General features: G+C 57.2%; 23 protein-coding genes. 15 read left to right on the top strand and 8 right to left on the bottom strand.

Features of this window, described 5'->3' with window-relative positions; translation table 11 throughout:
* Positions 1-142: 142 nt before the first annotated feature.
* Positions 143-895, top strand: coding sequence for a GntR family transcriptional regulator (locus AB4Z23_RS21165; protein WP_013637385.1), 753 nt, complete (start codon positions 143-145; stop codon positions 893-895).
* Positions 896-1110: 215 nt separating this feature from the next.
* Positions 1111-1863 carry an SDR family oxidoreductase gene (locus AB4Z23_RS21170; protein WP_013637384.1) on the top strand — a complete coding sequence of 251 codons (753 nt, stop codon included), beginning with the start codon at positions 1111-1113 and terminating at the stop codon, positions 1861-1863.
* 870 nt (positions 1864-2733) lie between these two features.
* On the opposite strand, the gene attM is transcribed toward AB4Z23_RS21170, so the two are convergent.
* Genes attM through AB4Z23_RS21185 form a run of 3 tightly spaced genes read right to left on the bottom strand, consistent with a single transcriptional unit; the run spans position 2734 to position 6206 of the window.
* The gene (gene attM / locus AB4Z23_RS21175; RefSeq protein WP_019565706.1) at positions 2734-3525 is read right to left on the bottom strand and encodes an AttM family quorum-quenching N-acyl homoserine lactonase; all 792 of its coding nucleotides are present in this window, start codon (positions 3523-3525) and stop codon (positions 2734-2736) included.
* Between the two features lie 45 nt (positions 3526-3570).
* Positions 3571-4731 (bottom strand): iron-containing alcohol dehydrogenase, encoded by a 1161-nt coding sequence (locus AB4Z23_RS21180; protein ID WP_173998596.1) that lies wholly within the window; start codon positions 4729-4731, stop codon positions 3571-3573.
* Positions 4732-4751: 20 nt separating this feature from the next.
* The gene (locus AB4Z23_RS21185) at positions 4752-6206 is read right to left on the bottom strand and encodes an NAD-dependent succinate-semialdehyde dehydrogenase (RefSeq protein WP_111795140.1); all 1455 of its coding nucleotides are present in this window, start codon (positions 6204-6206) and stop codon (positions 4752-4754) included.
* Between the two features lie 55 nt (positions 6207-6261).
* Here AB4Z23_RS21185 and blcR point away from each other — a divergent pair, with 55 nt between their 5' ends.
* Positions 6262-7089 carry an IclR family transcriptional regulator BlcR gene (gene blcR / locus AB4Z23_RS21190; protein ID WP_080802676.1) on the top strand — a complete coding sequence of 276 codons (828 nt, stop codon included), beginning with the start codon at positions 6262-6264 and terminating at the stop codon, positions 7087-7089.
* A gap of 355 nt (positions 7090-7444) precedes the next feature.
* On the opposite strand, the gene AB4Z23_RS21195 is transcribed toward blcR, so the two are convergent.
* From AB4Z23_RS21195 to AB4Z23_RS21205, 3 genes are read right to left on the bottom strand one after another with little or no spacing between them, the layout of a single operon-like run.
* Entirely contained in the window at positions 7445-8512 is a 1068-nt protein-coding gene (locus AB4Z23_RS21195; RefSeq protein ID WP_441360726.1) for a lipocalin-like domain-containing protein, read from the bottom strand.
* Positions 8502-10910 (bottom strand): ABC transporter permease, encoded by a 2409-nt coding sequence (locus AB4Z23_RS21200; protein WP_421476291.1) that lies wholly within the window; start codon positions 10908-10910, stop codon positions 8502-8504. Before AB4Z23_RS21200 ends, AB4Z23_RS21195 begins: the two co-directional genes overlap by 11 nt.
* A complete protein-coding gene (locus AB4Z23_RS21205) occupies positions 10907-11566 on the bottom strand; it encodes an ABC transporter ATP-binding protein (RefSeq protein ID WP_025591426.1) in 660 nt (219 codons plus the stop codon). The genes AB4Z23_RS21200 and AB4Z23_RS21205 overlap by 4 nt, the downstream gene beginning before the upstream one ends.
* Before the next feature lie 244 nt (positions 11567-11810).
* Between AB4Z23_RS21205 and AB4Z23_RS21210 the strand changes: the two genes are divergently transcribed.
* From AB4Z23_RS21210 to AB4Z23_RS21265, 12 genes are all read left to right on the top strand, one after another.
* Entirely contained in the window at positions 11811-12023 is a 213-nt protein-coding gene (locus AB4Z23_RS21210) for a hypothetical protein (RefSeq protein WP_139104333.1), read from the top strand.
* Between the two features lie 94 nt (positions 12024-12117).
* A complete protein-coding gene (locus tag AB4Z23_RS21215) occupies positions 12118-12504 on the top strand; it encodes a hypothetical protein (RefSeq protein WP_139104332.1) in 387 nt (128 codons plus the stop codon).
* A 76-nt stretch (positions 12505-12580) separates the two neighbouring features.
* Positions 12581-13621: an ABC transporter substrate-binding protein gene (locus AB4Z23_RS21220; protein ID WP_153793536.1), complete on the top strand. Its 1041-nt coding sequence runs from the start codon at positions 12581-12583 to the stop codon at positions 13619-13621.
* 11 nt (positions 13622-13632) lie between these two features.
* On the top strand, positions 13633-14517 hold the full coding sequence (locus AB4Z23_RS21225) for an ABC transporter permease (protein WP_194842968.1): 885 nt from the start codon (positions 13633-13635) through the stop codon (positions 14515-14517).
* Positions 14518-14526: 9 nt separating this feature from the next.
* Positions 14527-15330, top strand: coding sequence for an ABC transporter permease (locus tag AB4Z23_RS21230; protein WP_441360727.1), 804 nt, complete (start codon positions 14527-14529; stop codon positions 15328-15330).
* A complete protein-coding gene (locus tag AB4Z23_RS21235; protein WP_076846159.1) occupies positions 15327-16406 on the top strand; it encodes an ABC transporter ATP-binding protein in 1080 nt (359 codons plus the stop codon). The genes AB4Z23_RS21230 and AB4Z23_RS21235 overlap by 4 nt, the downstream gene beginning before the upstream one ends.
* A gap of 109 nt (positions 16407-16515) precedes the next feature.
* Positions 16516-17382, top strand: coding sequence for a TauD/TfdA dioxygenase family protein (locus tag AB4Z23_RS21240; protein WP_441360728.1), 867 nt, complete (start codon positions 16516-16518; stop codon positions 17380-17382).
* Positions 17383-17414: 32 nt separating this feature from the next.
* On the top strand, positions 17415-18065 hold the full coding sequence (locus tag AB4Z23_RS21245) for an RraA family protein (protein ID WP_441360729.1): 651 nt from the start codon (positions 17415-17417) through the stop codon (positions 18063-18065).
* Complete coding sequence (locus tag AB4Z23_RS21250) at positions 18062-19018, top strand: carbon-nitrogen hydrolase family protein (RefSeq protein WP_421418117.1); 957 nt, start codon at positions 18062-18064, stop codon at positions 19016-19018. Before AB4Z23_RS21245 ends, AB4Z23_RS21250 begins: the two co-directional genes overlap by 4 nt.
* Positions 19019-19031: 13 nt before the next feature.
* A complete protein-coding gene (locus tag AB4Z23_RS21255) occupies positions 19032-20426 on the top strand; it encodes an MmgE/PrpD family protein (protein WP_441360730.1) in 1395 nt (464 codons plus the stop codon).
* Positions 20427-20527: 101 nt separating this feature from the next.
* Positions 20528-21625, top strand: coding sequence for an ornithine cyclodeaminase (locus tag AB4Z23_RS21260; protein ID WP_441360731.1), 1098 nt, complete (start codon positions 20528-20530; stop codon positions 21623-21625).
* Positions 21626-21636: 11 nt separating this feature from the next.
* Positions 21637-22977, top strand: a complete 1341-nt coding sequence (locus tag AB4Z23_RS21265; protein WP_441360732.1) for an MmgE/PrpD family protein — start codon at positions 21637-21639, stop codon at positions 22975-22977.
* Here the strand turns inward: AB4Z23_RS21265 and AB4Z23_RS21270 are convergent, their stop codons facing one another.
* Together AB4Z23_RS21270 and AB4Z23_RS21275 are read right to left on the bottom strand one after the other, a co-directional pair.
* A complete protein-coding gene (locus AB4Z23_RS21270; protein ID WP_149916641.1) occupies positions 22978-24378 on the bottom strand; it encodes an amidohydrolase family protein in 1401 nt (466 codons plus the stop codon).
* Positions 24368-25102, bottom strand: coding sequence for a response regulator transcription factor (locus tag AB4Z23_RS21275; RefSeq protein WP_441360733.1), 735 nt, complete (start codon positions 25100-25102; stop codon positions 24368-24370). The genes AB4Z23_RS21270 and AB4Z23_RS21275 overlap by 11 nt, the downstream gene beginning before the upstream one ends.
* Positions 25103-25435: the final 333 nt, after the last annotated feature.

Raw genomic sequence — 25435 nt, forward strand, 5'->3', positions numbered from 1 at the left:
GCCAAAGGTTCAGCACCGGCGACATATGTCTCCGGTGCTCCTTACAACATTCGGAGCCTCTCGACTTTTGGCACCAAGCGCATATACGCAGGAATATTATCATGAAAATAATTGGGTCGCTTGATCGGAGCTGGAGCGGGAAATGAAGAGGACGACACGACGTCAAGGCACCAAGACCGCGCCGAAGGCCAACGGCTCGGTCGATGCGGCAGAAAACGCTCATGACGACGTGACTGAACGCATCCGGATCACGCTTGCCACGGCGATTGGTGAAGGCGCGCTCAAGCCCGGCGTCAAGATCCTTGAGGATGCGATCGCCGACCACTTCGGCGTGAGTCGCACGGTCGTGCGCGGCGCACTCGGCGTTCTGGAAAGCGACCATCTTCTGGAACGCAAGAAAAACCGTGGCACCTTCGTCGCCGAACCGGGCATCGAAGAGGCCAAGGCCTTGTTCGAGGCCCGTCGCAAGCTCGAGCACGTCATCCTGGAGCTTGTCCTCGACCACGCGACTGCCGATCAGTTGGACGCGCTTGAAAAGCTGACCGACGAGGAAGAACACATCCATAACCATGGTGATGAGAAGTCGAAGACGGTGCTGTCAGGCAAGTTCCATGTCGTTCTGGCGGAGCTTGGTGGCAATGCCGTCTTGACGGAGGTGTTGTCAAAGATCGTCGCGCGCCTCTCGCTCGTCATGTCTCTGTACGAGGAGGAGCGTAAAGACGACTGCGGCGCCGATCACCATCGGTTGATAGTCACAGCCCTGAAAGGGAAGGATCTCGCAAAGGCGCAGCAACTGATGGACCATCACCTTGCAGACATCGAGGGCCGCGTACGATTGACTGAGGGACAGGGTGATAGACATACATTCCTGGCCGTGCTGGAGAATTTTTCCTAATCGCGTTGTCTTGATAGGAGTCGGACTTTCGCCATTATAGTCGACCCTCCGATAGGGCTTTGAATCTCCTTTGCACGCGCTTACTCACACTGTGATGGCTGCTTTTTGCCCGAAACGGTCATTCGGGTCTCGGTCTACGAGAGCCGCGTCCATATTGCACCTTGCACACGTTTTAAATTGAGGTAGGACGCGTCTCAAGTTGCAGGAGCAGAGACATGAATTCACTAAACGGAAAAGTTGTCGTCGTTACTGGCGCTGGTCGAGGTCTGGGAGCGGCCTTTGCGCTTTCATTGGCCGATGCAGGGTGTGAGCTCGTGTTGTGTGGCCGCCGACAGTCGGACCTTCAGGAGGTCGCTGATCTGATCATGCAGAGGGGCGGTAAAAGGGCCGATATCGTTACCTTAAACCTTGCCGATACCTCTTCTGTGAATGAAGCAGCGTCTAATATCGCTGCGCTGAAGAGCCAAGTTGATATCGTCATCAATAATGGCGCGATGTGGCTCGAAAGCAGTATCGAACCTTATGCAGAGAGCGATGTTCTGGCGGTTGTGAACGCCGCAATCACTGGAACCTACCTTTTTGTGCAGGGACTTCGCCCCCTTATGCTAACGTCACCGACGCCAGATATCGTGACGATCGGTTCGATCAGCGGCTTGCCAAATGCAGCGTTGCAGTCCGTATCTGTGCCCTTCTATGCGGCCAAACGTGGACAAGTGGCACTCGCAGAGGGGCTCAGGCAGACCTTCATTGGCAGTAAATTCCGATCGATCCTAATAAATCCGCCTTACCTGGACGATGCCCGACCCGACCAACAAGATTGGCTCCATGCAAGCGGGCGCCAGAAGGGGGAGCGCGCAACCAGCCGTGACATTGTTGAAGCTGCTTCTTTCGCACTGACTAGACCCCGTCATCTATCTATGACTATCGACGTTGATGCCGACGATGGCGGCTTGTTCCCATCGACTTGACCTGTCGCCACGCTCCCGTGGTAGTCGTTTGAATTCTGGCCGACGACGTAAGCCAGCTTCGATGTCCGCTGTTGGCGGATAGTGTTGAAAAACTCCCACAGGCGGCTTTCCCTTCGGGCCCACTGAAGTAATATTGCGCTGCCACGCTCCCCAGCGCTTTAGGCGCAATTTGGTTTCAGCTTTGCTGCACCGTCAGAAAACTATACCTAACGATCCGGGCGAGGCGCGCCCTTACCGATGCTGGGGGAGTTTTTCAACAGTATCGGCGCACAGGTGACGTGTTACGCCGCTGTGAAGCGTTGCCTGCTCTAAGGCGCGTCCCGCAGCCTGGGCAGCACGCTGGCGTATGAACGGCGCCGGGCCTGAAGAGGTCCAGGCCAAAATGGGCAAGATTCTGCAGGGTGCGGAGCCACCCCGATCGGAAGACGAGGTCATTTCGTTCCTGGAGGGCGTTGGTTTCAACGAAACGCTTCGGTTTTTTGCAAGCTTGTTTTGGGGAGCATGGCTGGCCCGACACGTGGGGAACGCTAAGTGAGCGCCATAATCTGCTCGATTTGCAGACAGTTTGGATCAAAGAGACAAGTTTACTCTCAGCCATCCGGTATTGGCAAATTGTCAGCCCGAACCCTGATGGCTCAACGTAACGCCGGGGCGAAAAACGTCGTATGAGCACACTCGCGCAGCTAGAGGATAGCTTTCAGGCACATGAAGCGACAACGCGAGCGACCTGAACGAAGGCGTATATCCGGAAAAGGCCGATGCGCCGAAATACACGGTCCCGCTCGGCTCGGTGCCCTTGGCTCATACGATAAAAATCGGCGAGGCTGCATGCAACCTCGCCGTATCTGGCCATTGACTTGCGCGTTCTATTTACGCGTAAAATTCGGGAGCCTTCTTGAAGTTCGCCCAGGCGTCAGGGTCATGGCCGGTGACGACTGTCGCATCATGCTTTTCGGCATAGGTGCGGAGCTTCTGAACAGAACGGACCGTGTCAACGGTCGAGGCAAGGAAGCCAGGCAAAGCCTTCTCTTCCCAGTGGTCCAGTGTGTAGGCAGCATCAATCGTCAGGAGAAGCGGTTTGCTGTTTGGCAGGCGCACCAGGAAGGACTGGTGGCCGGGTGCATGACCGGGCGTGAAGATCGTGGTGAGCGTGCCGTCGCCGTAAACGTCATAATAATCGTCCTGCGCACCGTTGAGGAACTGCCACTTCAGACCCGGCTTGTCGAAGTCCTTGCGGATATAGCCGCCGCCAGCAAACCAGTCGGGCGTAAAGGCATACTCATATTCAGAGCGCTGCACGATGTGGGTTGCGTTGGGGAAGCGACCGATGGCGCCGGTATGATCGAGATGCAGGTGCGACTGCACAACATATTTGACATCGGCCGGATCGAAACCAAGCGCCTTGATCTGGTCAACGCAGCCCTGGTCCTTGTCCAGTACTGGCCAATAGACATCGCAGATGCCGCCCCAATGGCCACGCGGATCTGTTGCAACTTCAATCGCGTTGCCGCCGTCGATCACGGTGTGCCCGGCCGGATGGGTAATCAGGAAAAACGGAACGGGGATCTCATAGTCTGCACCGTTCCCCTGGTTCATCTTGATGTTGTGTACCTTGCATTTCAGCGTACCCGACTGAAGCATGTAAAGTCTGATATCGGTCACTCGTTTTCCTACCTTGGGACTGAAGATATTGCTGTAAGAAATGGGTCAGAACGCCTCGCGGTAGAGCGCAAGCGCATCCTCTTCGCGGACTTCGACCGGATTATTGACCAACAGACGGCTCTGTTTCATTGCGTCGGACGCAAGCATGGCGAGCGTGTTGTCCGTCACGCCGACATCGCGCAGACGCCGCGGCGCGCCGCTCTGGTCCATCAGCGTTTCCATATGCTGAACGAACGCATCCGAACGGGTTGCCGCATCCCCTTCACCCGGAACACCCAGCACGTCGGCAAGCTCCGCATAAAGCGACGCTGCAGCCTTCGCGTTAAAGCGTAAAACCGGCCCCAGCATCAGGGCATTGGAAAGCCCGTGTGGCACGTGATAATGGCCGCCCAGCGGATAAGCGAGCGCGTGGACGGCGGCCACCGGTGAGTTGGCGAAAGCCTGACCTGCCAATGTCGCACCCAAAAGCATGCCTTCACGGGCTTTCCGGTCGGTGCCGTCCTTGCAGGCGGCGATCAGATTTGCACCGAGCAGACGTAGTGCCTCGCGCGCCAGAGCATCTGATAGTGGGTTCTTCTTGTGTTTGCTGGTGTAAGCCTCGATGGCATGCACCATGGCATCGATACCGGTGGCAGCCGTATGGACCTGCGGCAGTCCCACCGTCAGTTCAGCATCCAGAAGAACGAAATCAGCGTAAAGCTGCGGGGAAACGACCCCCATCTTGGTGGTTTCGCCCGTGGTGATGATCGAGATGTTTGTGACTTCCGAACCTGTACCGGCCGTGGTCGGCACCAGCACGAGCGGCAGGCGTGATCCCTTTACGTTGCCGATACCGTACATGTCGGCAAGCGTCTGGTCGGAAATCAGAAGGACAGCCACGAGCTTGGCGATGTCGAGCGATGAGCCCCCGCCAAGACCGATGACGATATCGACTCCGATCTGCCTTGCGGACTCGACGCAGTCGGCAACGATGTGCTCTGGCGGATCAGCAACGACCTTGTCGAAGATCGTGACGTTAAAGCCGCTCGCCGCAAGAGCGTCAGCAATCGGCTTGATGAGGCCGGCCTTGATGAGACCTGCATCGGTAATCAGCAGCGCCTTGCGCGCCTGAAACCTGCCGGAGAGAATCTCTCCAAGACGCTGGGCGCCACCCCAGGCAACCTGCATGGAGGGAACGGTGCGGAATTCGAAAGGGTTGATGGTCATCTGATCCTCCCAGCGTGATCTCAGCCGATGGCCGAGCACAGGTATTTGATTTCAAGATATTCATCGATGCCGTAGTGCGAGCCTTCGCGGCCCAAGCCGGACTGCTTCACGCCACCGAATGGTGCGACTTCGTTGGAGATGAGGCCTGTATTGTGGCCCACCATGCCGTATTCGAGCGCTTCTGCGACACGCCATGTCCGGCGGACATTCTCGGTGTAGAAATAGGCCGCCAGACCAAATTCGGTGTCGTTCGCCATGGCGACCGCTTCGTCTTCCGTCCCGAACCTAAAGAGCGGGGCGACGGGTCCAAAGGTCTCCTCACGGGCAACCTTCATGGCCTGGGTTGCACCGGTCAGAACCGTTGGTTCGTAAAACGTGCCTCCAAGAGCATGGCGCTTTCCGCCGGTGACGATCGTTGCTCCCTTGCCAAGGGCATCAGCAACGTGATCCTCGACCTTTGCCACGGCATCCTGGTCGATCAGTGGACCGATCAGAACACCAGGTTCGGTGCCCTCACCGACGGACAGGCTTTCGACCCTTTTGACCAGCTTTTCCGCGAATGCGTCGTAAACACCATCCTGGACATAGATCCGGTTGGAGCACACGCAGGTCTGTCCGGCATTGCGGTATTTCGAAACGATCGCGCCCTCAACGGCCGCATCCAGATCGGCATCATCAAAGACGATGAAAGGCGCATTGCCACCAAGTTCCAGCGACAGTTTCTTGATCGTCGGGGCCGATTGCGCCATCAGCAGACGACCGACTTCGGTCGATCCGGTAAAGGAGATCTTTCGCACCGTGTCGCTTTCGGTAAATACCTTGCCGATATCGCGTGCGGCGCCCGTCACCACCTGGAAGACACCGGCGGGAACGCCCGCTTCTTCGGCGAGAACACCCAGAGCAAGTGCGGTGAGAGGGGTCTGCTCAGCCGGTTTGACGATCATCGTGCAGCCTGCGGCAAGTGCCGGGGCCGCCTTGCGGGTGATCATCGCGGCCGGGAAGTTCCATGGCGTGATCGCGGCGCAGACACCGATCGGCTGCTTCAGGATGGTAATGCGCTTGTCCGTGGTCGGCGAAGGAATGGTATCGCCATAAACACGTTTGGCTTCCTCCGCGAACCATTCTACGAAAGATGCCGCATAAAGGGCTTCGCCCCTTGCTTCCGCAAACGGCTTTCCCTGCTCCGCAGTCATCAACGCACCAAGATCGTCAGCGTTCGCCACCATGAGATCAAACCATCGACGCAATATGGCAGCGCGGTCCTTCGCAGCACGGCGGCTCCACTCGGAAAATGCCTTGCCTGCTGACTCGACTGCAGCTTCAACCTCATCTGCCGACAATGAAGGAACGTGACCGATGATCATCGAGTTGGCGGGATTTTCGACCGCAATCGTCTTGCCATCCGCAGCTTTCAGCCAGCGACCATTCACCAGGCAGGCATCACGTAACAGCGCCGCATTTTTTAGCTTGATCATCGACCTCTCCCGCACTAAAGTTCAACTAATTGAACTTGAATCATTAGAGTGAACTATGGGCCAAAGGGGCCAAGTGTGTCAAGGAAGGTGCATGGCTGAAGATCAACAATCGTCGCAAATATCAGACACTGTACCGGCACTCAGACGCGCCGTGCGTATTCTGGATCTTGTGGCAGGTTCCCCGCGGGACCTTACAGCCGCCGAGCTGACACGATTTCTGGATTTGCCCAAAAGCAGCGCGCATGGCTTGCTTGCGGTGATGACTGAGCTTGATCTTCTGGCGCGATCTGCCGATGGAACCCTGCGTATTGGACCCCACTCGCTCAGATGGGCGAATGGTTTTCTGTCGCACCTCGATATCGTATCGACATTCAACGACCATCTCGCCCAGCGCCACGACCTCGATCCCTACACGGTGACCCTCACCGTCCGCGAGGGTGGCGAAGTCGTTTACATCGGCTGTCGCAACTCGGCTCAGCCGCTTGGACACACGTTTCGGATCGGTATGCGTCTGCCGGCGCCATTTACGGCCACCGGGAAGATCCTCCTGTCCGATCTGGGGCCCGGTGAATTGAGGATGCTGTTCTCTCAATTTCCACAGCCTCTGACATCAAGGAGCGTTGCTGGCCTTTCGCAGCTTGAAGAGGAACTGGCTCTGACGCGCGCTCGCGGCTACTCCATCGACGATGGTCAGATCCGCGAAGGTATGCTTTGCATTGGGGCTGCCATACGCGATTACTCGGGAGCCGCATCTGCCGGCATTGCAATCAGTCTGATCCGCAGCGAAGCCAGCGACGAAAAAATCGCTAGCCTTGGTGAGGAGCTTCGCACCACAGCCAACGCGCTTTCAGAAAAGCTTGGGTACCGATCGCAGAAAGACTAGTCGTAACCCGTAGCGGTATAGTCGATGCCGACCAGCCCAGCTTTGCTGTATGCGCCAGTGCACCGATACCCCAGGTAGCCCCTGTCCCAAGTACGGCTGCGCCGAGCGCAGTTCGGGTCGAGAACATAAAAGACTTCATCGATGTATTGAGCACCAAGGGAAAAGACCTCGGCCCGCAGATGCACGATCCACCGCGTTGCCTTATTCCTGGCTGGGACGAAGCCGAACAATGGGTTGTCATCACAAGACGACTCCTTCGGAGCGTGTCCTGGGTGTCGCGCCTACCCGGATAAGACGGCGCCTGTAAGCTTAGGCACCGTTCCAGCCGATATCTCGCCTGGGACAGTGGGACAGGCTAATATCCGGTCATCTCCAGATAACCTTGTCCCGATGTGCTTCCATCAAACTCTATTGGCCCCTCCCAGTAGGGGGTTGACGTCGCCATCCAGGCTTTCTCGTTCAGGGGCTTCGTCTTTATGTCGAGGCCACGGCTGGGTATCTTCACGCTCCATTCGACCGGAATGCTCTTGCCGTTGATATCCGCGGTTCGCAACGGACTGAGCAAAACGTCGTCCGGATCGACGGGAGACGCCCTGCCATCGGCGGAAATCCAGTTGGCGGAGATGTAGCCGCTTTTGTCGTCACGCAGACGGAAGGCCATGAGTTTTTCGCCGGATTCAAGGTGAAGGGAAAACCAGTCCCATCCCGTCTGGCTCAAGGCTAGCGGTTGCGACGACCATTCCCGATCGAGCCACGCCTCGCCCGTTACCTCATGGGTTTCACCATCAAGAAAGACGCTGCCGCTGACACGGTAGAATGGCTGGGAGTAATAATAGCTTGCCTGGCCCTCTGCCGATTTAACCGAGTAGCCGTTGTCGCCCTGACGCACCAAAGGCCCGTGGGCCTGAAGTTTCAGACGATATCGGAAGCTCTCGCCATTGGCGTTCAAATCAAGCTGATCGAGGTCGTCCCGTGCATTGCCGGTTCCTGCCTTCATTTGCCAATTGTCAATCCAGGCGTCGAAGGGTTCGCCTTTGACCCCCGCCTGTCCCACGCCTCCCCGCGCCAGCCGTTCGGCAACATGGTGACGGCTGGCAGTCGTCACGGCTGCGTGGCCAATCCAAATTTGAGGGTCGGACCATCCGGGGCGCTCGACAGGTTCAAGTGCAGAACGAAAGAGTGTCCATTGGACGCCCATGCGCTGTCCATCGGCCGTCTGCAGATTTGCAGTGACGTACCACCACTCGATCCTGAAACCGGGATGCGGCTTGTGGTCTTTTGGAAAGACGAGTTCAACGCCGCGTGTGGGAATGCTGAAGCCTTCGGCATTTGACCCGAGGCCCGCAAAGCCTTGCCCTATGACCGGCGTGGGCAAGGAAGTGCATGAAGCACAAAGGAGCAGGAGGACGGCTTTAGCGTTCACTGGCGAATATCCTCAAAAGATCGGCCGGCGCGGTTTTAGCAAGCCGTCGAACAGGGATCAGGACCGAAATGATGGCGGCGAGCAGGGCAACAAGACCCAGCCTCAGCCAGTCCAGCGGAAACAGGATCAGCGGCAGTCGCCATCCAAAAGCCTCCACATTGATGATTGCCAGCAAAACCCAGGCCAGTCCCAGCCCGACAGGAATGGCGGCAATGAATGTCACAAGCCATAACGCAAGAGTTCGCAGCACCTCCAGCATCGCAAGGTCGCGGCGACGAAGTCCAAGTGCCCAGACAGGAGCAAGCTGCGGCAATCGAAGCGAAGCGAGCGTAAGCTGGCTCGAAAACATGGCAAAACCCGCCACCGCGAGCGTGAGCACATTCAGCGCGCCGGTGACCGCAAACGTCTGTTCGAAGATTGCAGCAGACTGCCGTTTCAGCGAGGCCTGGTCGACAATATTGGCTTCGGGCAGCCCGAACTCCGTCATGAGGCGTTGTCTGAAGCCCGCAACCTCCTGTGGCTGCATGCGAAGGCCGTATCTCAGCTTTTCCACGTCCCGGTAGTGCTGGACAAGGGCATCAAGACCAATGATGATCTCGCCCCTCGGATTGCCATAGTCGGAAAACACCCCGACGACGCGGGCTTTCCAGCCACCTGGCATTTCTATCTCTGCGCCGGGCGACGCCTTTCCTGACCTCCAGAACTGTTCGTTGACCAGCGCACCCTTCCCGCTCGCAATCTCGTCCCATGTTGCGGGCGCACCCGAAATCAACGGCCAATGATCTCTGTATGTCGCATCGTCAGCGACGCCGAAGATGCGGACCTTCTGCCCCGAAATTTCCCCTTCCGTACTCCAGATGGGCAGAACCGCCCTTGCGTGGTGGGGAAACCACTGCCGCAGACGCGCAGCTTCAGCCTCGTCACGGGCCGTCACATAGACCTCTGCGGCCAGGCGCTGATCGAGCCATCCCACAAAGGTTTGCCTGAAGCTTGAGACCATGGTGCCGACCCCGATATTGGCCGACAAAGCGAGCAGCAATGCCATCAGCGCAAGGGAAAGACCTGGCAGCTGCTGGCGCGTATCGGCGAAAAACCAGCGGGTCAGTCCGTGTCCGGAGATGTGTTCGGCCACTCTCATGCCCAGTGCCAGCAAGGTTGGAAGAATGAGTGCAGCGCCCAGAAGAAGCGCTGCAAGCACTGCGAAACCTGAAATGAGACCGCCGCCCAGCAGCACAAGCGCGCCGGATACAAAAAGCAGAACCATCCCGGCGGCCGCCTGATGGAGGAGGCTTTTCGTGGACACCATCGCCCACGCCCTGCCCTGTGCCGTGGACAGTATCGGCATCCGCCAGACGCGGAGGAGATGTTGAAGCGAGGAGAGCCCGGTCCCCACCAGCGCCATTGCAAGGCCGGCGATCCACCATTCAGGCCGCAGCGAGAGTGAACCGGCAACACTGGCCCCGTAAAGGCCACGCAAGGTCGCGGCCACGCCCGGCAATAGAGCCGATGCGACAACGTAGCCGACGACAATGCCCAGCGCTCCCGATACCAGCGCAAAGAGCGCGGTTTCGATAACCAGCATCGCGGTCAGGGAGCGAAGCGAGACCCCGAGCGACCGTATGGTCCTGAACGTGCCACGCCGTTGCTCGAACGACAGGCCCGTTGCGGAATACACGATGAAGAGACCGACAACGAAGGCAAGAAAACCAAAAGCCGTCAGGTTGAGATGAAAACTGTCCGTGAGGCTTGCGACGTCGGGCCTGCTTCTTGCCTGTTCGAGGGAAAGTTCAGGGGCTATGTTTCCGATCGTCGGAAGATCGGGGTCTTGCGATGGCGAAACGATAAGCCGGCTCAGTTCACCATTGCGTTTCAACATGCGGTCAGCCGTGGAAATATCGACGAATGCTGCGCCATCGGGGAGATCCGCTCGTGCCTTAATGGTAAGGCCAGAGGTATCTTTCAATGTGGCAGCCGTTGCAGGCGAAACGATCATCTGTCCGGGCGTCTGAATGAATTCCACCAGCCCGGACGGATCAGATGGTGCAGGCACCATTCCGTCCGACGGCATGGTCAGGGGGTCGATGCCGATAAGCCTGATACGCGTCGTACCAAACCTGTAATCGCCTTCAATGATCGGAGAGACGTGCAAACCCGCCCTTCGAAGCCGGGCATATGTTTGCGAGGAAATTCTGCCGCCGTCCTTTGCCACCAGTTGATCCAGCTGGTTTTGCGCCAGGACCGAGGCCGCCCGGTCATAACTTGCTCTGGCTTCGGCATTGATTGCCTGGACCGCGCACCAGAGGCCGGTTGCAAGCGTGACGCCGACAATGAGAGTGAGAAGCTGAAGCGGTCGGTAGCGCCAGTGTGAGAGCAGCGCCCGGAAAGCGGTCCAGTTCATTGCGAAACCTTCCCGCCACTCAGCGCGATACGCCGATCGAGTTTTACCGCCAACCGGCTGGAATGGGTCACCAGGAGGAGTGTGATCTGCGCGGACTTTGTCAGTCTCAACATAATATCGATGACGATATCAGCCGTCGCCTCGTCGAGATTACCTGTCGGCTCATCGGCAAGAATGAGGGGCGGTCTTGCCGCAAGCGTACGTCCGATCGCCACCCTTTGCTGCTGACCGCCGGAGAGCTGTTCGGGATAGCGTGCAAGCAGCTCTCCGATCCCCAGCGCCTCGACCAGGCTTTTTTCCCAGACCGGGTCGAAACGGCCCGCCAGCCGGGCGTGAAACGAGATATTGGATCCGACATCGAGGCTCGGAATGAGATTGAACTGCTGGAAGATTAAGCCCACCTCCCGGCGTCGGAAGCTCGCTCGACCGGCCTCGTCGAGATCGGTTATTTTCCGACCCCCCACCGTGATGATGCCACTGTCGGGCAAATCAAGGCCGCCGGCCAGATGCAAAAGCGTACTCTTTCCGCTGCCGGATTCCCCCGTCAGGGCAAGACTTTCGCCGGCTTCAAGTGAAAGGTCGACGCCGTTCAGAACCGGGATAATGCCTTCGGCTGTCTGGTAGGATTTCTTGATGCCGGAAAGTGAAAGGACCATGGCTCTTCGATCTCTGCTTCGTCCTATATGGACCGATATGCTGGCGGATCTCAACCGGTTTAGATACCGATATTCCAAGCGCAGCCTTAACGATCGCACTGTTTCTGGCTGTAAAGTCGCCCTCCCCTCTGACGTCTCCCCCCTCCCGTTCCGAGCGTGAGATGGCACCCGACACAAAAAACACTCGTCGTAGCCTTCCGACAGTCATGGCGGCTCCAAGGGGCCGGATTGACCGACGAACTACATGATCAACGTGACGGTCTATGTCGCAGCGCCTTCGATCATTTCTGAGCCGGGCAAAAGTGAGCGGCGTGGCGCTGAAGGCTGCCGAGGCAAAATTTCCTCAAAACTTGGGAGTATCCATGTCAGTCACGGGCATCCGATCACGTTGGCTCACATGACAGGCGCATACAGGCTTCACCCTGTTGAAGAATTGTCCTATGCTGTGGAAACATGACAGGCGGTGTGCATCCGGACGGCGAGGGTCGCCAAGGCAGTGTCCGGCCACAAGCAACTTCTAAACTCGGCCGGACTCTCATTGGAGAGTCGTCATGTCGGAACAATCTTTTGCAACGCCGTCCTTGCCGTTCGTACGTGTAGAAACCTGCGACGGAATACACGCCGCTGTCGCCTTTGAGGTGATGCGTGACCACTATGGGGTTTATGCTGCGACAGCCGCGGCATGGTGCGCCATAGAAGCACGTGGCGACGGTAAGGATGACCATTATCGTTTCTGGTTTGGTCTTTTTTGCGATCTTCGCAAGGCGTCCCCGGTCTTCTCTCTTCAGTTGCCACCAGCCTTCAACATTCCAGGAATTTCTGAGTGCTCCGGAATTCCGTCCGCGGAGAACAGGTGTGACTGCCTCTCGGTGCTGCTCAAATCCCGGCATGTCGGAAACGCAATTATTCGCGAAATACGATCAATAATAAAAAACTAATATTGGATTTGGCGCGGCAGCGTAGCCAATGTCTGCCAGCAAATTGCGAAAAATCAATCCATTACGAGGGCGAACGATGAAACGTGGAATCCTGTTTGTTACATTTGTAGCAGCAACCGGCCTGGTCAGATCTGCAGACGCAGAGCAGTTGATCGTCAACAGCTACGGTGGACCTTACGAAGATATCATCCGGGATAGGATCATCGAGCCCTTCGAAAAAGAATTCGGCGTGAAGGTTATCTACGACGCGGTTGGATCCGCGTCGCAAGACTACGCGAAAATCAAGGCGACGCGTGGACGACCGGGCTTCGATGTCGTCGTCATGACTGCCTCGCAGTCTCTTGATGGCTGCCGCGATGGTCTTCTGGAGAAGTTTTCGCCGGAAACCGTACCCAACATTGCGAAACTCAACCCTGAAATCAGCAGGATCGCCGGCCCCTGCGGTGCTGTCCACGAAATTCAGTACCTGTCGCTTCTGTGGCGTAGTGACAAGCTCAAATCCACACCAACCTCCTGGTCGGCATTTTTCAGCGAGGAACTGAAGGGCAAGGTTATCCTTCCAACGTTCCAGAACATCATGGCTGCCTATCTCATGGAGATCATGTCGGTTGCGAACGGTGGCGATCTTATCGACAACGTCGATCCCGGCTTCGAGGCGATGGGCAAACTTGCAAAACAATCGATCGGCTTCGAACAGTCTTCCTCAATCATGGAGAATTACATGAAAGAAGGCCAAGTCTGGGCCATGCCATTCTGGAACGGGCGTGCGCAGCTGCTCGTCGACAGCGGTTTACCGGTTGATTACGTAAGGCCCACGGAAGGGACGATCCCGCTCGTTGCGACCTTGAATGTGCCGATTGGCGCCCGCAATAAAGAAATGGCGAACAAATTCGTCAATTTCTTTCTCGAGAAATCCAGCCAGGAGGCGTGGGTCACGGGCTACAATGTCGGCAGCGCCCGCACTGATATCGATGTTCCCGATGATGTTCGCGCCCGTCAGATCACCACCGAGGACGATCTAAAGACCCTTCTTCTCCCTGATCTTTCCACCGTCGCAGCCAAACTGCCGGAATGGGGAGCTCGCTGGGAGCGTGAAGTGATCGCGGCAGCGAAATAAGGGAGGGCACAATGACAACGCTGGAACTCCTGTCGCCACTTGAACCTGCACGACGCCGGGCCTTTACGCTGCGGCCCTATCTTTCTCTAGTGCCACCTGCAACGGTACTTTTGATCTTCTTTGCTGTGCCAATGGGCATGATGGTCGGGATGAGCTTTCAAGGAGCCGATGATGAGGCGTGGACAACAGCCAACTATCAGCGGTTTTTTTCCGACGATCTGATGCTGGCTGGTCTTGGCCGGACGATGCTCATGTCCGGTCTGGTTGCCATTTGCGTGACCGTTATGGCCTATCCGCTCGCATATTACCTGGCACGTTCGACGTCACGCTGGCGCACAGTCGTGTTTGCACTTGCGATTGCGCCCGAACTTGCCGGTGTTGTGCTGCGCACTTACGGCTGGCTGGTAATCCTGGAGGACCACGGCTTTGTGAACTCGATGCTGATATGGGCAGGGTTGATCTCTGACCCACTGCCACTGTCGAGAAGCATGTTCGGCGTCGTCGCTGGTCTGACGCATGTCGTTCTGCCCTTCGGGGTTCTTTCCTTGCTGACAAGCCTGCAAGGCATCAATCCCAATCTCGAAAAGGCCGCGCAAGTCCTGGGGGCCTCGCGTCCGGCCGTGCTGCGCCATATCGTTTTGCCGCTTTCCATTCCAGGCATCGTCAGTTCGCTGCTCATCGCTTTCACGATGGCTGCTAGTGCCTATGCGACCCCGGCACTCCTCGGCGGTGCGGGCTTCAAGGTACTCGCAACGATGGTCTACGAGCAGGTCCTTTTCTACATCGACTGGCCGTTCGCTGCGGTGATGGCGAATGTGTTGCTGGCGGCAATGCTTGTCGCAGTCTTCATTGGCTCTCGCATTGAAGGGCGCCTCCATAACAAGCTGCATCTCTAGGAGAATGACGTGAACCGGTTTTTGTCGATTACCTTCAAGACTTCGCTGGCGCTCATCCTTGCATTCATCACGCTCCCGCTCCTGGTGGTGCTGGTGGCATCCGTGAGCCCGACCGCAAAGATCGTTTTTGCACCATCGCTCTGGACAACGCAGTGGTATGGCGCGCTCTTGACCAGCCGCTGGATCGACCCGTTTTTGCTCAGCGTCGAGCTCGCGATGATTGTAACGGTTCTCAGCGGACTGTTCGGGCTTCTGGCAGCCTTCGCGGTCGCCTACGAGAAATGCCCGGGCCATGCCGCTATCATGTCCTTCCTGTTGTCTCCGCTTTCCGTCCCGCAGATCGTCAAGGGGGTGGCAATCGTGCTGTTCCTTTCCTCGACCGGGTTTTATGGTCTTCTCGGAACGCCCGGCCTGATCATCGCACACGTCATACTCACCTTGCCATTCGTTGTGCGGATGATCGCAGGTGCAATGTTCAATTTCGACAAACGGCTTGATCTTGCGGCGCGTGTTCTGGGTGCAAGCAAGCTGCAAAGGATCCGCTATATCCTGCTGCCCTTGATCAAGCCCGGCCTTTTTTCAGGAATGACCTTCGCGTTCATTCTCTCCTTCAACAACATTCCCCTGTCGGTCTTCCTCGTCCGGCCTGGCGAAACGACACTTCCCATTACCGTTATCAATCACCTTGAATACAGCCTCGATCCGGTTCTGGCGGCAGTCAACGTCACCTCCCTCTTCTTTATCCTCGCGGCCGTCTTTCTCTTCGAGCGGATCGGCGGTTTTTCGACACAGATACATGGTGGAAGCAAATGAGCACAATGGACATAGAACTGATCGCGATCACCAAGAATTACGGTGCCAACCGCGTCGTCGACAATATTGATCTTTCGATCCCGGCAGGCGAATTCGTCAGCATCCTGGGTCCGTCCGGTTGCGGCAAGACAACCACCCTGAACATGATCGCGGGCTTCTCGGATCCTTCCAGCGGAGATATCCGGATCCGGGGGCAAAGCCAGCTGGGTGTCCCCCCGGAAAAGCGCGGGATCGGACTGGTTTTTCAGAACTACGCCTTGTTCCCGCATATGACGGTTGCCGAAAATGTCGCCTTTGGCCTGAAAATGAAAGGTTGTCCAAGAGATAAAACCGAGGCCGAGGTGCAGTCGGCCTTGAAACGTGTGCATCTCGAGGGTTTCGAACAGCGATATCCCAAGGAATTATCCGGCGGTCAGCAACAACGCACTGCGCTTGCCCGAGCGATCGCGCCGAAACCGTCGCTCCTTCTTCTGGATGAGCCCTTGTCCAACCTGGACCTCAAACTGCGAGAGGCGATGCGTATTGAGCTCAAGGAAATCCAGGAGGAGCTCGGAATGACTTTCATTTATGTCACCCACGACCAGGACGAGGCAATGGCGATGTCTGACCGCATCGTGGTCATGCATGGTGGCCTTGTGGCGCAAGAGGGTAAGCCGGACGATATTTATGACCGTCCACAGTCGCGTTTTGTCGCTGATTTCATCGGGAAATCAAATCTGCTTCCGATCGTATCCCTGAGACGGGATGAAGCAGCGACGATTGCTGTTGTCGAGGGCGGTCTTGAACTGATCGTCGTGTCGCCGGAAAATCCCGATGTCGTCCGGTACTGTTGCCTGCGACCGGAAGCCGTCCGTCTCACGCCCCGAGGAACCGAATTACCCTCCCCTGCCAATACGTTCAATGGAACCGTAACCAGGATCGTCAACCTCGGGGCGTATCGTGATTGCTTCGTCACCCTGACGAACGGGACCGTTCTCAAGTCACTCGTGCGATCGACGCGGCTGCCCGATTTGAGGGTCGGTCATCCTGTCCTTCTCTCAATTGATCCCGAGGCTGTACAGCTGCTTGAAGATTGAATTGATCGCGTATTCCTATCAATGAACTGAAATTGATATTGGAGATACGAAGGTCAGTAACGCTACTCTTCCCTTGCAGAGATGGAAATTTCCAAGGAAGGAACAGGAAATGCTAAACACTCAAAGAATATCGGCCGTACAGGACGGAAGCAACGTTTGTGCCGACATCGTCGGGTTCGACTTCAACAACTATGACGACAGGGACATTGAGGAAGTTCGCAAATACTGGCTGCACTACGGCGTTCTTCGTTTCAAGGCCGCTAACATCACTGACGAGCAGCAAGTCGCTTTCTCCCGTCACTTCGGCGAGTTCGTCATTCACCCCAAGCAGTTGCAGGAGGGTGGACATCCGACACACAAGGAAATCCTTGTTATCGCCAATACCATGAAAGACGGCAAGCCTTCCGGTGCCATGGGCAACAGCGAGGCGACCTGGCACACGGATACCTGGTTTTACGAGCGCCCGCCAGCAGGTGCAATCTTGCGTGCGGTGGAGGTGCCGGCGGAAGGTGGGGACACCTACTTTCTCTCCACCTATCGCGCTTACGATGCATTGCCGGAAGAGTTTCGCAAGGCAATCGATGGCAGGCAGATATTCTTCCAGAACGTCTACGACAAAACCGGGAAATTGCGGCTTGGCAAGGTGAAGCCTGCCAGCAAGGATTTCCGGGAATGGAACGGTATTGTCCATCCGCTGGTGCGCACTCACGCGGAAACCGGTCGCAAGGCGCTTTATCTTGGTGGAACGGCTGAAGGTGCATGGATAGTCGGGATGCCACTTGATGAAAGCGATGACCTGCTGAAGCGCCTGTGGCAGCACACGACCGAAACAAGCGAGGTTTTTGTCCAGAAGTGGACGAGAGGCGACATCATGATATGGGACAATCGTTGCACCATGCATCGCCGGGATTCTTTTGATCCCAACACGATCCGGATCATGCACCGGACCACGACCTCCGGCGAACGTCCGGTCTGATCGTCTCAAGCTTAAGAAAAGCGACCTTAATCATGCAAGAGTACCGGATAGAAAAGGGAGGGGCTCCCCTTCCAACGGACCTTTGTGTCCTGCTGCAGGATGTTGAAACTGCAACGATCGGACATACCGAGCATTTTGGCTTTCTCAACACAGGAATCCGTCCGGTCCTTCCTGCGAAGGTCATCGGGCAGGCATTGACCGTCGCGGCACCAGGCCGCGACGGAGCGATCATCTATAAGGCGATCGACCTCATCCGGCCCGGCGATATTCTCGTTATCGCGCGGGTTGATGGGGCCGATATCGCCTGTGTCGGTGGCGGCGTCGCGACAGCAGCAAAAGCGCGTGGCGCTGCTGCAATTATCGTGGACGGACCATGCACTGATGTCGAGGAAATCGTCGCGTCAGGCCTGCCGGTCTGGTGTTGCGGAGTTTCGGCAAAAACGACGAACCGGGCATTCCGGACTGGTGGCTCCATCAATGTTCCCGTCGCCTGCGCCGGCACCGCGGTGCTTCCCGGTTTCGCGGTCCTCGCAGACACTTCCGGGATCTTCGTCGCAGACCGTTCACGGATGCGGAGCCTGGCTGAGGCGGCACTGAAGCGTCAAGAACGGTCCGCTCGGCTGCGTGCCCATCTTGCGGCAGGCCATTCAATCTTCGCGTACGATGAGGGGCAATCCCAATGAAAATATCGCTCATTCAAATGAACTCTCAGCCGGACCGCAGGGCAAATTTGCGTCAGGCGCAGGCTTTGATGCTCAAGGCCGTCAAGGAGGAGGTGCCGGATCTGATAGTCCTGCCGGAACATTTCGATTGGTCAGGCGGTACCGCCGCGGAAAAGCTGGCGGCGGCAGACTACATGCCCGGTGGTGCAGCTTACCGGATGGCGCAGGAATTTGCTTGCCGGCACGGATTATGGCTCCATGCCGGCAGCATGCTCGAGCGTGTTCCGGGGGAAGAGCGAATATACAACACCACCGTTGTGTTCGATCCCGAAGGCAGGGAAGTCGGCCGCTATCGCAAGATTCATCTTTTCGACATCGTGGCTCCCGACGGCAAGGCCTATCGCGAGTCCGTCACGGTCGCACCAGGGCACGACCTTTTTGTCTACGAGGCTGGCGGCTTCCGGATCGGAGCCGCCATCTGCTACGACCTCCGGTTTTCGCGCCTGTTCGATCAACTTGCCGAGAACAAGGTCGATCTGGTCATTCTGCCGGCTGCCTTCACGATGCAGACCGGAAAGGATCATTGGGAGGTCCTTTGCAGGGCACGCGCCATCGAGTTCCAGGTCTATTTCGCCGCGTGCGGCCAATGGGGCAGTTACCTTGCCGCCGGCGGCGAGACCCGGCAGTGTTTCGGCAACTCTCTGGTTTGCGATCCGTGGGGACAAGTCATCGTCCGCGCCTCGGATGGAACCGGCATTGCAACGGCACGGCTGGACAGCCAACGAATAAATGATGTGCGCCGGCTTATTCCGATGGAGCGCCATCGTCAGCAGTTTCCAAGCGCAGCATCCCGGGCAGGTTTTGCTGAAACGCCGTCACCAACAGCTCAACATCTAGTAGTCGAAAATGCTGCCTGCGACGGGCTATGTTCGACTTGCCGCAGCAAGACAGACCTGCCTGCCTCGTGTGAATAGTCGAGAGAGCGCCATGACGACCCCCGCAACGCAGACCCTTGCCGAATGCCTCGTGAATGCGTGTTTTGAGAACCTTCCGCCGGACGTGGTAGAGAAAGCAAAGCTCTGCCTGATGGACTCGGTCGGATGCTTTTTCGGCGGTCACCAAACCCCGGTCGCTCCGGGCCTGGAACGGCTTTCGGCGGACATCGCCGGAGGTTCCGCTAACCCTCCCCGTCCGGACCCCGCCTGGCACGCATTTCAGTACGCGACTCTGGCCAACGCCCTTGACCTCGATGACATCTACTGGAAGGGGCATCCTGGGGCGACAGTGGTTGCTGCCGCTCTCGCGGTTGCCAACCGGTCGCGCTCCACAGGGCGCGACCTGATTGCTGCAATCGTCGCCGGTTACGAAGTGGGATGCCGCATCGGCATGTCGCTCCGCCACACCAGACCGCGCAAGACCGTCCATGGCCATGGCACCTGGCAAATATTCGGCGCAGCCGCCGCGTCGGCGAAACTGCTGAAACTCGATCATAAGCAAGCGGCCCATGCCCTGGCAATCGCGGCTGCAAATGCACCTGTGGCGTCGGTCATGAAGACCGTTTACGGGGCCGCACCGACAATGGCGAAAAACAATTTTGCGACCGCAGCAATGGGCGGCGTCAACGCAGCCTTTCTTGCTCGTGCCGGATTTGAAGGGCCTCTTGACGTTTTCGAAGGAGAGACCGGTTTCTGGCGGATGGCGGGAGCCGATGGCGTCGACCTGTCGCAGCTGAAAATCGGGCCCGGTATTCGCTATGAAATACAAGACGTCGGCTTCAAGGCGTTCAGTTGCTGCAGGATCATTCAAAGCAGCGTCGAAGCTGCTGTTGAGGCATTTGCCGTCGCGGCTGTTCACGGCAACGGTCATGACGTTAGGGAAGTCGAGGTCTTCGCTTCCGAGATCGTCTGCCGTCCCCCGTTCAATGATCCCCAACCCCGCGACATCTGGGCGGCCCAGTTCAGCGCACCTTTTTCAATCGCCATGGGCGTGCTCGGACACGCTGCCGGTCCGGAATGGTTCGAGCCTTCCCGTTTCCTGGATCAAACAGTGCGCGAGCTGACGTCAAAAATCCGGCTCTTTCCTCTGAGACCCACGGATCGATTGAGCCATCATCACGGGGCAAAGGTCCGTCTTGACCTGCTCGACGGCCGCGTCGTGGAGGCCAATGTCGAGGTTGCAAAGGGCGATGCTGCCAATCCACTTTCGCCTTCGTTTCTGGAGAAGAAGTTTTTGCGCCTGTCGGCGGGGCGTTTGCATGGGAACGCAAAACTGGAATTACTGCAGTTTCTCAAGCAGCTCGAGTTGAAAGACGACCTGCGGTTTCTGCTGGACACGATCCGCACACCAAGAGGCGTGCCTCAGTCCATGGACAGTCCTATGTAACCGGAATGAATATTGTCGCATAAAAGATAGGTAATCTTGGCTTTATTTCCCGCTGATTCCTGCTGAAATCTTCTCGTTCGGATGTTCGAGGAGGAACTCGCATGAGTGGAGGAATTATCAGTCCAAGCCTGTCAGACATACCGTGTTACTGCGCGACAGACATCGCCGGGAACGAGGCTCTCCTTGATGGCAAGATCGTCCATGAGGTTGCCGGCAAAGCATGGGACGACATTGCGCGCGGTTCCGCGTACGGCACGAAATCCGTGCTCTCCATCACCCCCGGAGAGATTGACAGGCATCCCTTGATCAAGGATGCAGTATCGCTGGAGGAGCGTCTTGGCTGGAAGTTGTCCTGCCTTTCAAGCGTCAACAGCCGCTATGGGGCAGTGAAAATCGTTGGCGCAAACGCCCTCAATCGCCAGCTCGGTCTTCCACGGTCACGGTCCACGATTGTCCTCCTGGACAAATTCACCCTCCTTCCTCTTTGCCTGCTCGATGGAACCGACATCTCCGCCGCCAGGACGGCGAGTTATGCGACGCTTGTTCTTGAACGACTGCTCGCGCGCCGTCGAGATATGTCTGTCTTCCTGTTCGGCGCCGGACCGATTGCTGAAAAAATCGTTCTGGCGCTCGATCGATGCCACCGGGAAAAGATTCGCGAAGTCTTTATCCGGAGCCGCACAGTTGACTCAGCCATACGGCTCGCGAGATCGCTGGAAAAGACGGTGACCTTCGACATGATTCCTGTTCGGGACAACGCCGATCTCGGTCGATGCGATTTTGTGATTACTGCATCAAACGCCAAAGCTCCCGTCTTCGAGGCCAGTGAGATAGGCGACGCTCCCGTGCTTCATCTGGGTGGAGATGAAACACCCGCGAGACATTTGGAACGGGCGCTGCGGTGCGGTAGCGTTCTATGTGACGACGTGGAGATGGTGTCGCGTCGTGGTTCGCAAAGCCTCGCGCTTCACTTCTCGCGGAAAGGAACGACGCTGGAGCAATTGGGACCACTTCTCGGCATCCGGTCAATTACGGCGATCCTGGATCCGTCTGAGATCGCACAGGAAAAACCTGTCCACATCACCTGTGTCGGTTTGCCCATGCTGGACCTTTATGTGGCCGCACATGTCTATGAGGCTTTGTCAGGCGTCACTGATGATAACGCCGGCGGAGCGACGGTTGTAGAAGCGGCCCATTGAGAGATGCTCCCATGTATATGACGAAGCTCCTCGCCGAATGCATTGCTGACCGTGTTTTCCATACCGCGCCGGTAGAGGTGAGGAACAAGGCACTGTGCTGCCTGCTCGACGCCGCGACCTGCGCTCTCGCCGGCAAATACACCACCGGATCGACGAGCGTCAGACTTGTTGCCAGCCGAATTTTCGGTCCCGGAAACGCGGCCCTCTGGTTTTCGGAGCATCGCTTATCGACCATCGGCGCCGCCTTCGCCAACTCGGCTTCTGTTTGCGCCCTTGATTTTGATGATGGTCATCGTGCCGCGCGCGGACATCCAGGTGCTGCTGTGATCCCTGCTGTTCTGGCCGCCTCCGCGGACGGGGCAATCGACGCGGACGAATTCGTCGCTGCGATCGCCGCCGGCTACGAGATCGCCATCCGGATCGCCGCTGCACAAAATCCTGAGAACATAAAAAGTCGCCAAAGCGGTCTCTGGGCCGGCTACGGTGCGGTCACTGCAGCCGGAAGTATCAATCGCACACGCGCTGATCATCTTGCCCAAGCCTTGGCGATCAACGGTGTATGGGCCCCCAATCAGGCGGCAAATGGAAGTTCCGGCTATTCGAAGCTCACCGGGAATCATGCGAAAGAAGGAATCCCGTGGAGCGTCCTCACCGGCCTCACCGCACTCGAATTGGCCGAAACGGGGTTTACGGGTCCAGAAGATATTCTCGATCACGCCTCCCATTTTGACAGGGATCGTATCGAGAACGGGCTTGGTCTGACCTGGGAAATCCTGGGGACCTATTTCAAGCCGTATTCCTGTTGCCGCTATATTCATCCCGCCATCGATGCAACGCTGGACCTCATGCAAAGCCGGAGACTCGAGCCGAAAGACGTACTGTCAATCGAGGTCCACACATTCCAGTGGGCTCAGCGGCTGCAAAACAAAGTCATACCGAAAACTCTCGTGGAGGCTCAATACAGTTTGCCTTTTTGTCTGGCAGCGGCCGTCCGTCGTGGCGCCTCTGCGCTCGCGCCCATCGATGAGCGACTTCTCGATGACCGGGAAATCTGTTCCCTTGCCGGCGCCGTTACCTTGGCCCTCGATGAACAGATCGACGAAAAATTTCCGTCAGAAACGTTGGCTAGAGTGGCATTAACCACTCCTTCGGGCGAAATAACCTCCACCACCGTTATGCCGCGTGGCGATGCGGGCCGACCGATGCTTTGGGACGACCTTAGGGAGAAGTTCCATGAGGTGTGCAAGGGCAAAATGAGTGCAGCGCGTGAGGACGTTTTCGACACGGCGATTGACCAACTCAAGCATGGTGATCCTCTGCCGTTCCTGCGAGAGATTTCGGCCGACCTGTGATTATTGATCGCTTCGCTTGGCCGTAGAAGCGCCCGAACCATTGCCTTTGATCGTTCCATTCCAGACCACCACCTTGCCATGGATGATGACGTGACGGACGCGGCCCAGGTTGACACGATCGACGATCGCGAGATCGGCGCGCCTGCCCTTCTCGATCAAACCGCGATCGCTTGCCAATTGTGGAAAGGCGCGTGCGACGTTCCCGGTCGCCAATGCGACAGCTGCAGCCGGTGACATCTGCTTCTTGTTAACAATGCGCTGGATTGCCACGAAGATACTGTCCCAATGGCCGCCGGCATAGTCAGTCGAGATCGTATCGACGCATCCGGCCTCGACCAAGGCGTCGAAATTCGCCGGATTATTGCGCCAACGAGTTTGGATGCTGTCAAGCGTTGAGACATCGATGGTGACGCCACGCCGTCGCAGTTCGTGGGCGAATGATACGGATTCATCCGGCAGAAACATCGGATGGTTCGTATGACCCGCGACGATGTTTGCGTGGGGGTATTTCTCAGCGACTTCGATCAGACGTTGGACCGACGGCGCAGAATTATGAAAAATCGCCGGGAAGCCCACACGCGCGGCTTCTCGCGCCACCTCCTCAAAGCCTCTCAGCGCGAGGTCGACCGGTGGCATTACGGACGCGAGAATGACCTGACGGACGGTTCGCGCGCTGCAGACATCGGACAGACCGCATTCGTTGAGTATCTCCTGCAATTCGCGATCGGAAACTCCGTCCTCGACTTTCAGGTATCGGCCGACCACGGCATTTCGCAACTGGCGTGAAACCAGAGGTGATACCTCCCGTCCCGTCGCCCATTTCATCGCCTCGGGAATGAACCGATATTCCTGTGCACCGCCTCCCAGTGTCTGGCCCCCGCCAACCTCGCCAAGGGCTTTTGCTCCTTGAGACAAAGCATCATCGATGGATGCATGTCGATGTCGTTCGGAAAGACCGGCACCATCGATTGCCAAGGCGGCTTCGATATTGGAAGGGGTATGCGCTGTGGAGATATGGACATCAAGCGGATGTGGATCGCCCGCAAACGCCTCATCAGCCAACGCCAAACCGCATACATTCAACAATGTCGTCGTCCCTTCGAGAAGGTGCCTGTTCCTGTTCCAGTCGATCACGTCCTTATCGACAGGAGGCGACCCGCTCGGCATGGATGGCCCGCAGACGCAGCCATGGGCATGCGCATTGATAACGCCCGGGATAATCGTGTGGCCGTGAGCGTCGATGACGTCGATCTCATCAGGATTGAAGGATATATCTCCTGGCTGGACGAAAACAATTCGGCCCTCTCCGATACCGATGGATGCATTTTCATGAAATGTCGCGCCATCTCCCGTAATCACGGACGCACCGCGTATGATCCTGTCGAGCCGATTATGAGACATTGCGATCGTCCCCCAAACCGTCTGGAGCCTGATGCGCAGGGGATTCCATAATGTAGCCGACACCCCGGACGGTGCGGATAAGATCGGGTTGCCCGTTCCCGTTCAGTCTCTTTCGCAATCGGCCTATGTGGACGTTCAGTGTGCGCTCTTCTACATGATGCAGACTTGGCCACACCGCACTCATGAGCTCCGCCCGCCGGCAAATTTCGGTCGGTCGCTCCATTAAGTACGACAACACAGCAAATTCCAGTGGTCCCAAATGAACGTTTAGACCGTTTCTTGAAACCCGATGATGCTCGAAATCAATCTCAATGCCGCCATAGGACAACTGGCCTGATCGCGCTCGAGGCAGTGCCCGGCTGAGCGTACGCTTGCGCAGATATTCAAGCAGCTTGACCGGCGCAAATGGCCGGACGAAACATTCTTCGGCGCCGGCGCGCTGCATATCGACATATTGCCCCTCGGCGCCCGCACCAATGATCGCGAGCACGGGGACGCCCGCCGTGCGATGATTGCCCTTGATCCTGTCACAGACCTCAACCGCGGGAAAGGGATCAGGTCTGCAGTCAAGCAGTATAGCCATGACCTGGTGATCGTCGGCCAAGTGCGACATCTCTTCCACGCCTCTGGCCATCCGAACCTGATAACCCTCAACTCCCAGAATATGTGAAAGGAGGAGGAAGAAGTCCGCATCAACCGAACCGATCAGGATCAATTTTTTCATCAAATGTCCTTTGCGTCGGCAGCACCCTAGAAAAGCAGGGCTGTTATCTCCTGCATCGAACCAACATACCTACAATCGACACACTACTTTCTCCCATTTTCGATGTGAAATCGACTACTAGAAGTAGTAGTCGCCAAACGTGGCGCGTTGTGGCAAATTTGAAATTTATGTTTGTTATCAGGGGAGACGCTGACCGCCGACACAGTTTGGCTACTCGCAGGACGATCATTGCAGGGACGGACATTTGACCACATCGAAGAGCGGAAAGACCAGGGATGGCTTCGTATCGAACGCTTGGCAGCGAGATCGGAAACGTGGCGTCGTTACATTTAA

This window comes from Agrobacterium sp. MCAB5, from assembly GCF_052114365.1.
GTDB lineage: Bacteria > Pseudomonadota > Alphaproteobacteria > Rhizobiales > Rhizobiaceae > Agrobacterium > Agrobacterium tumefaciens.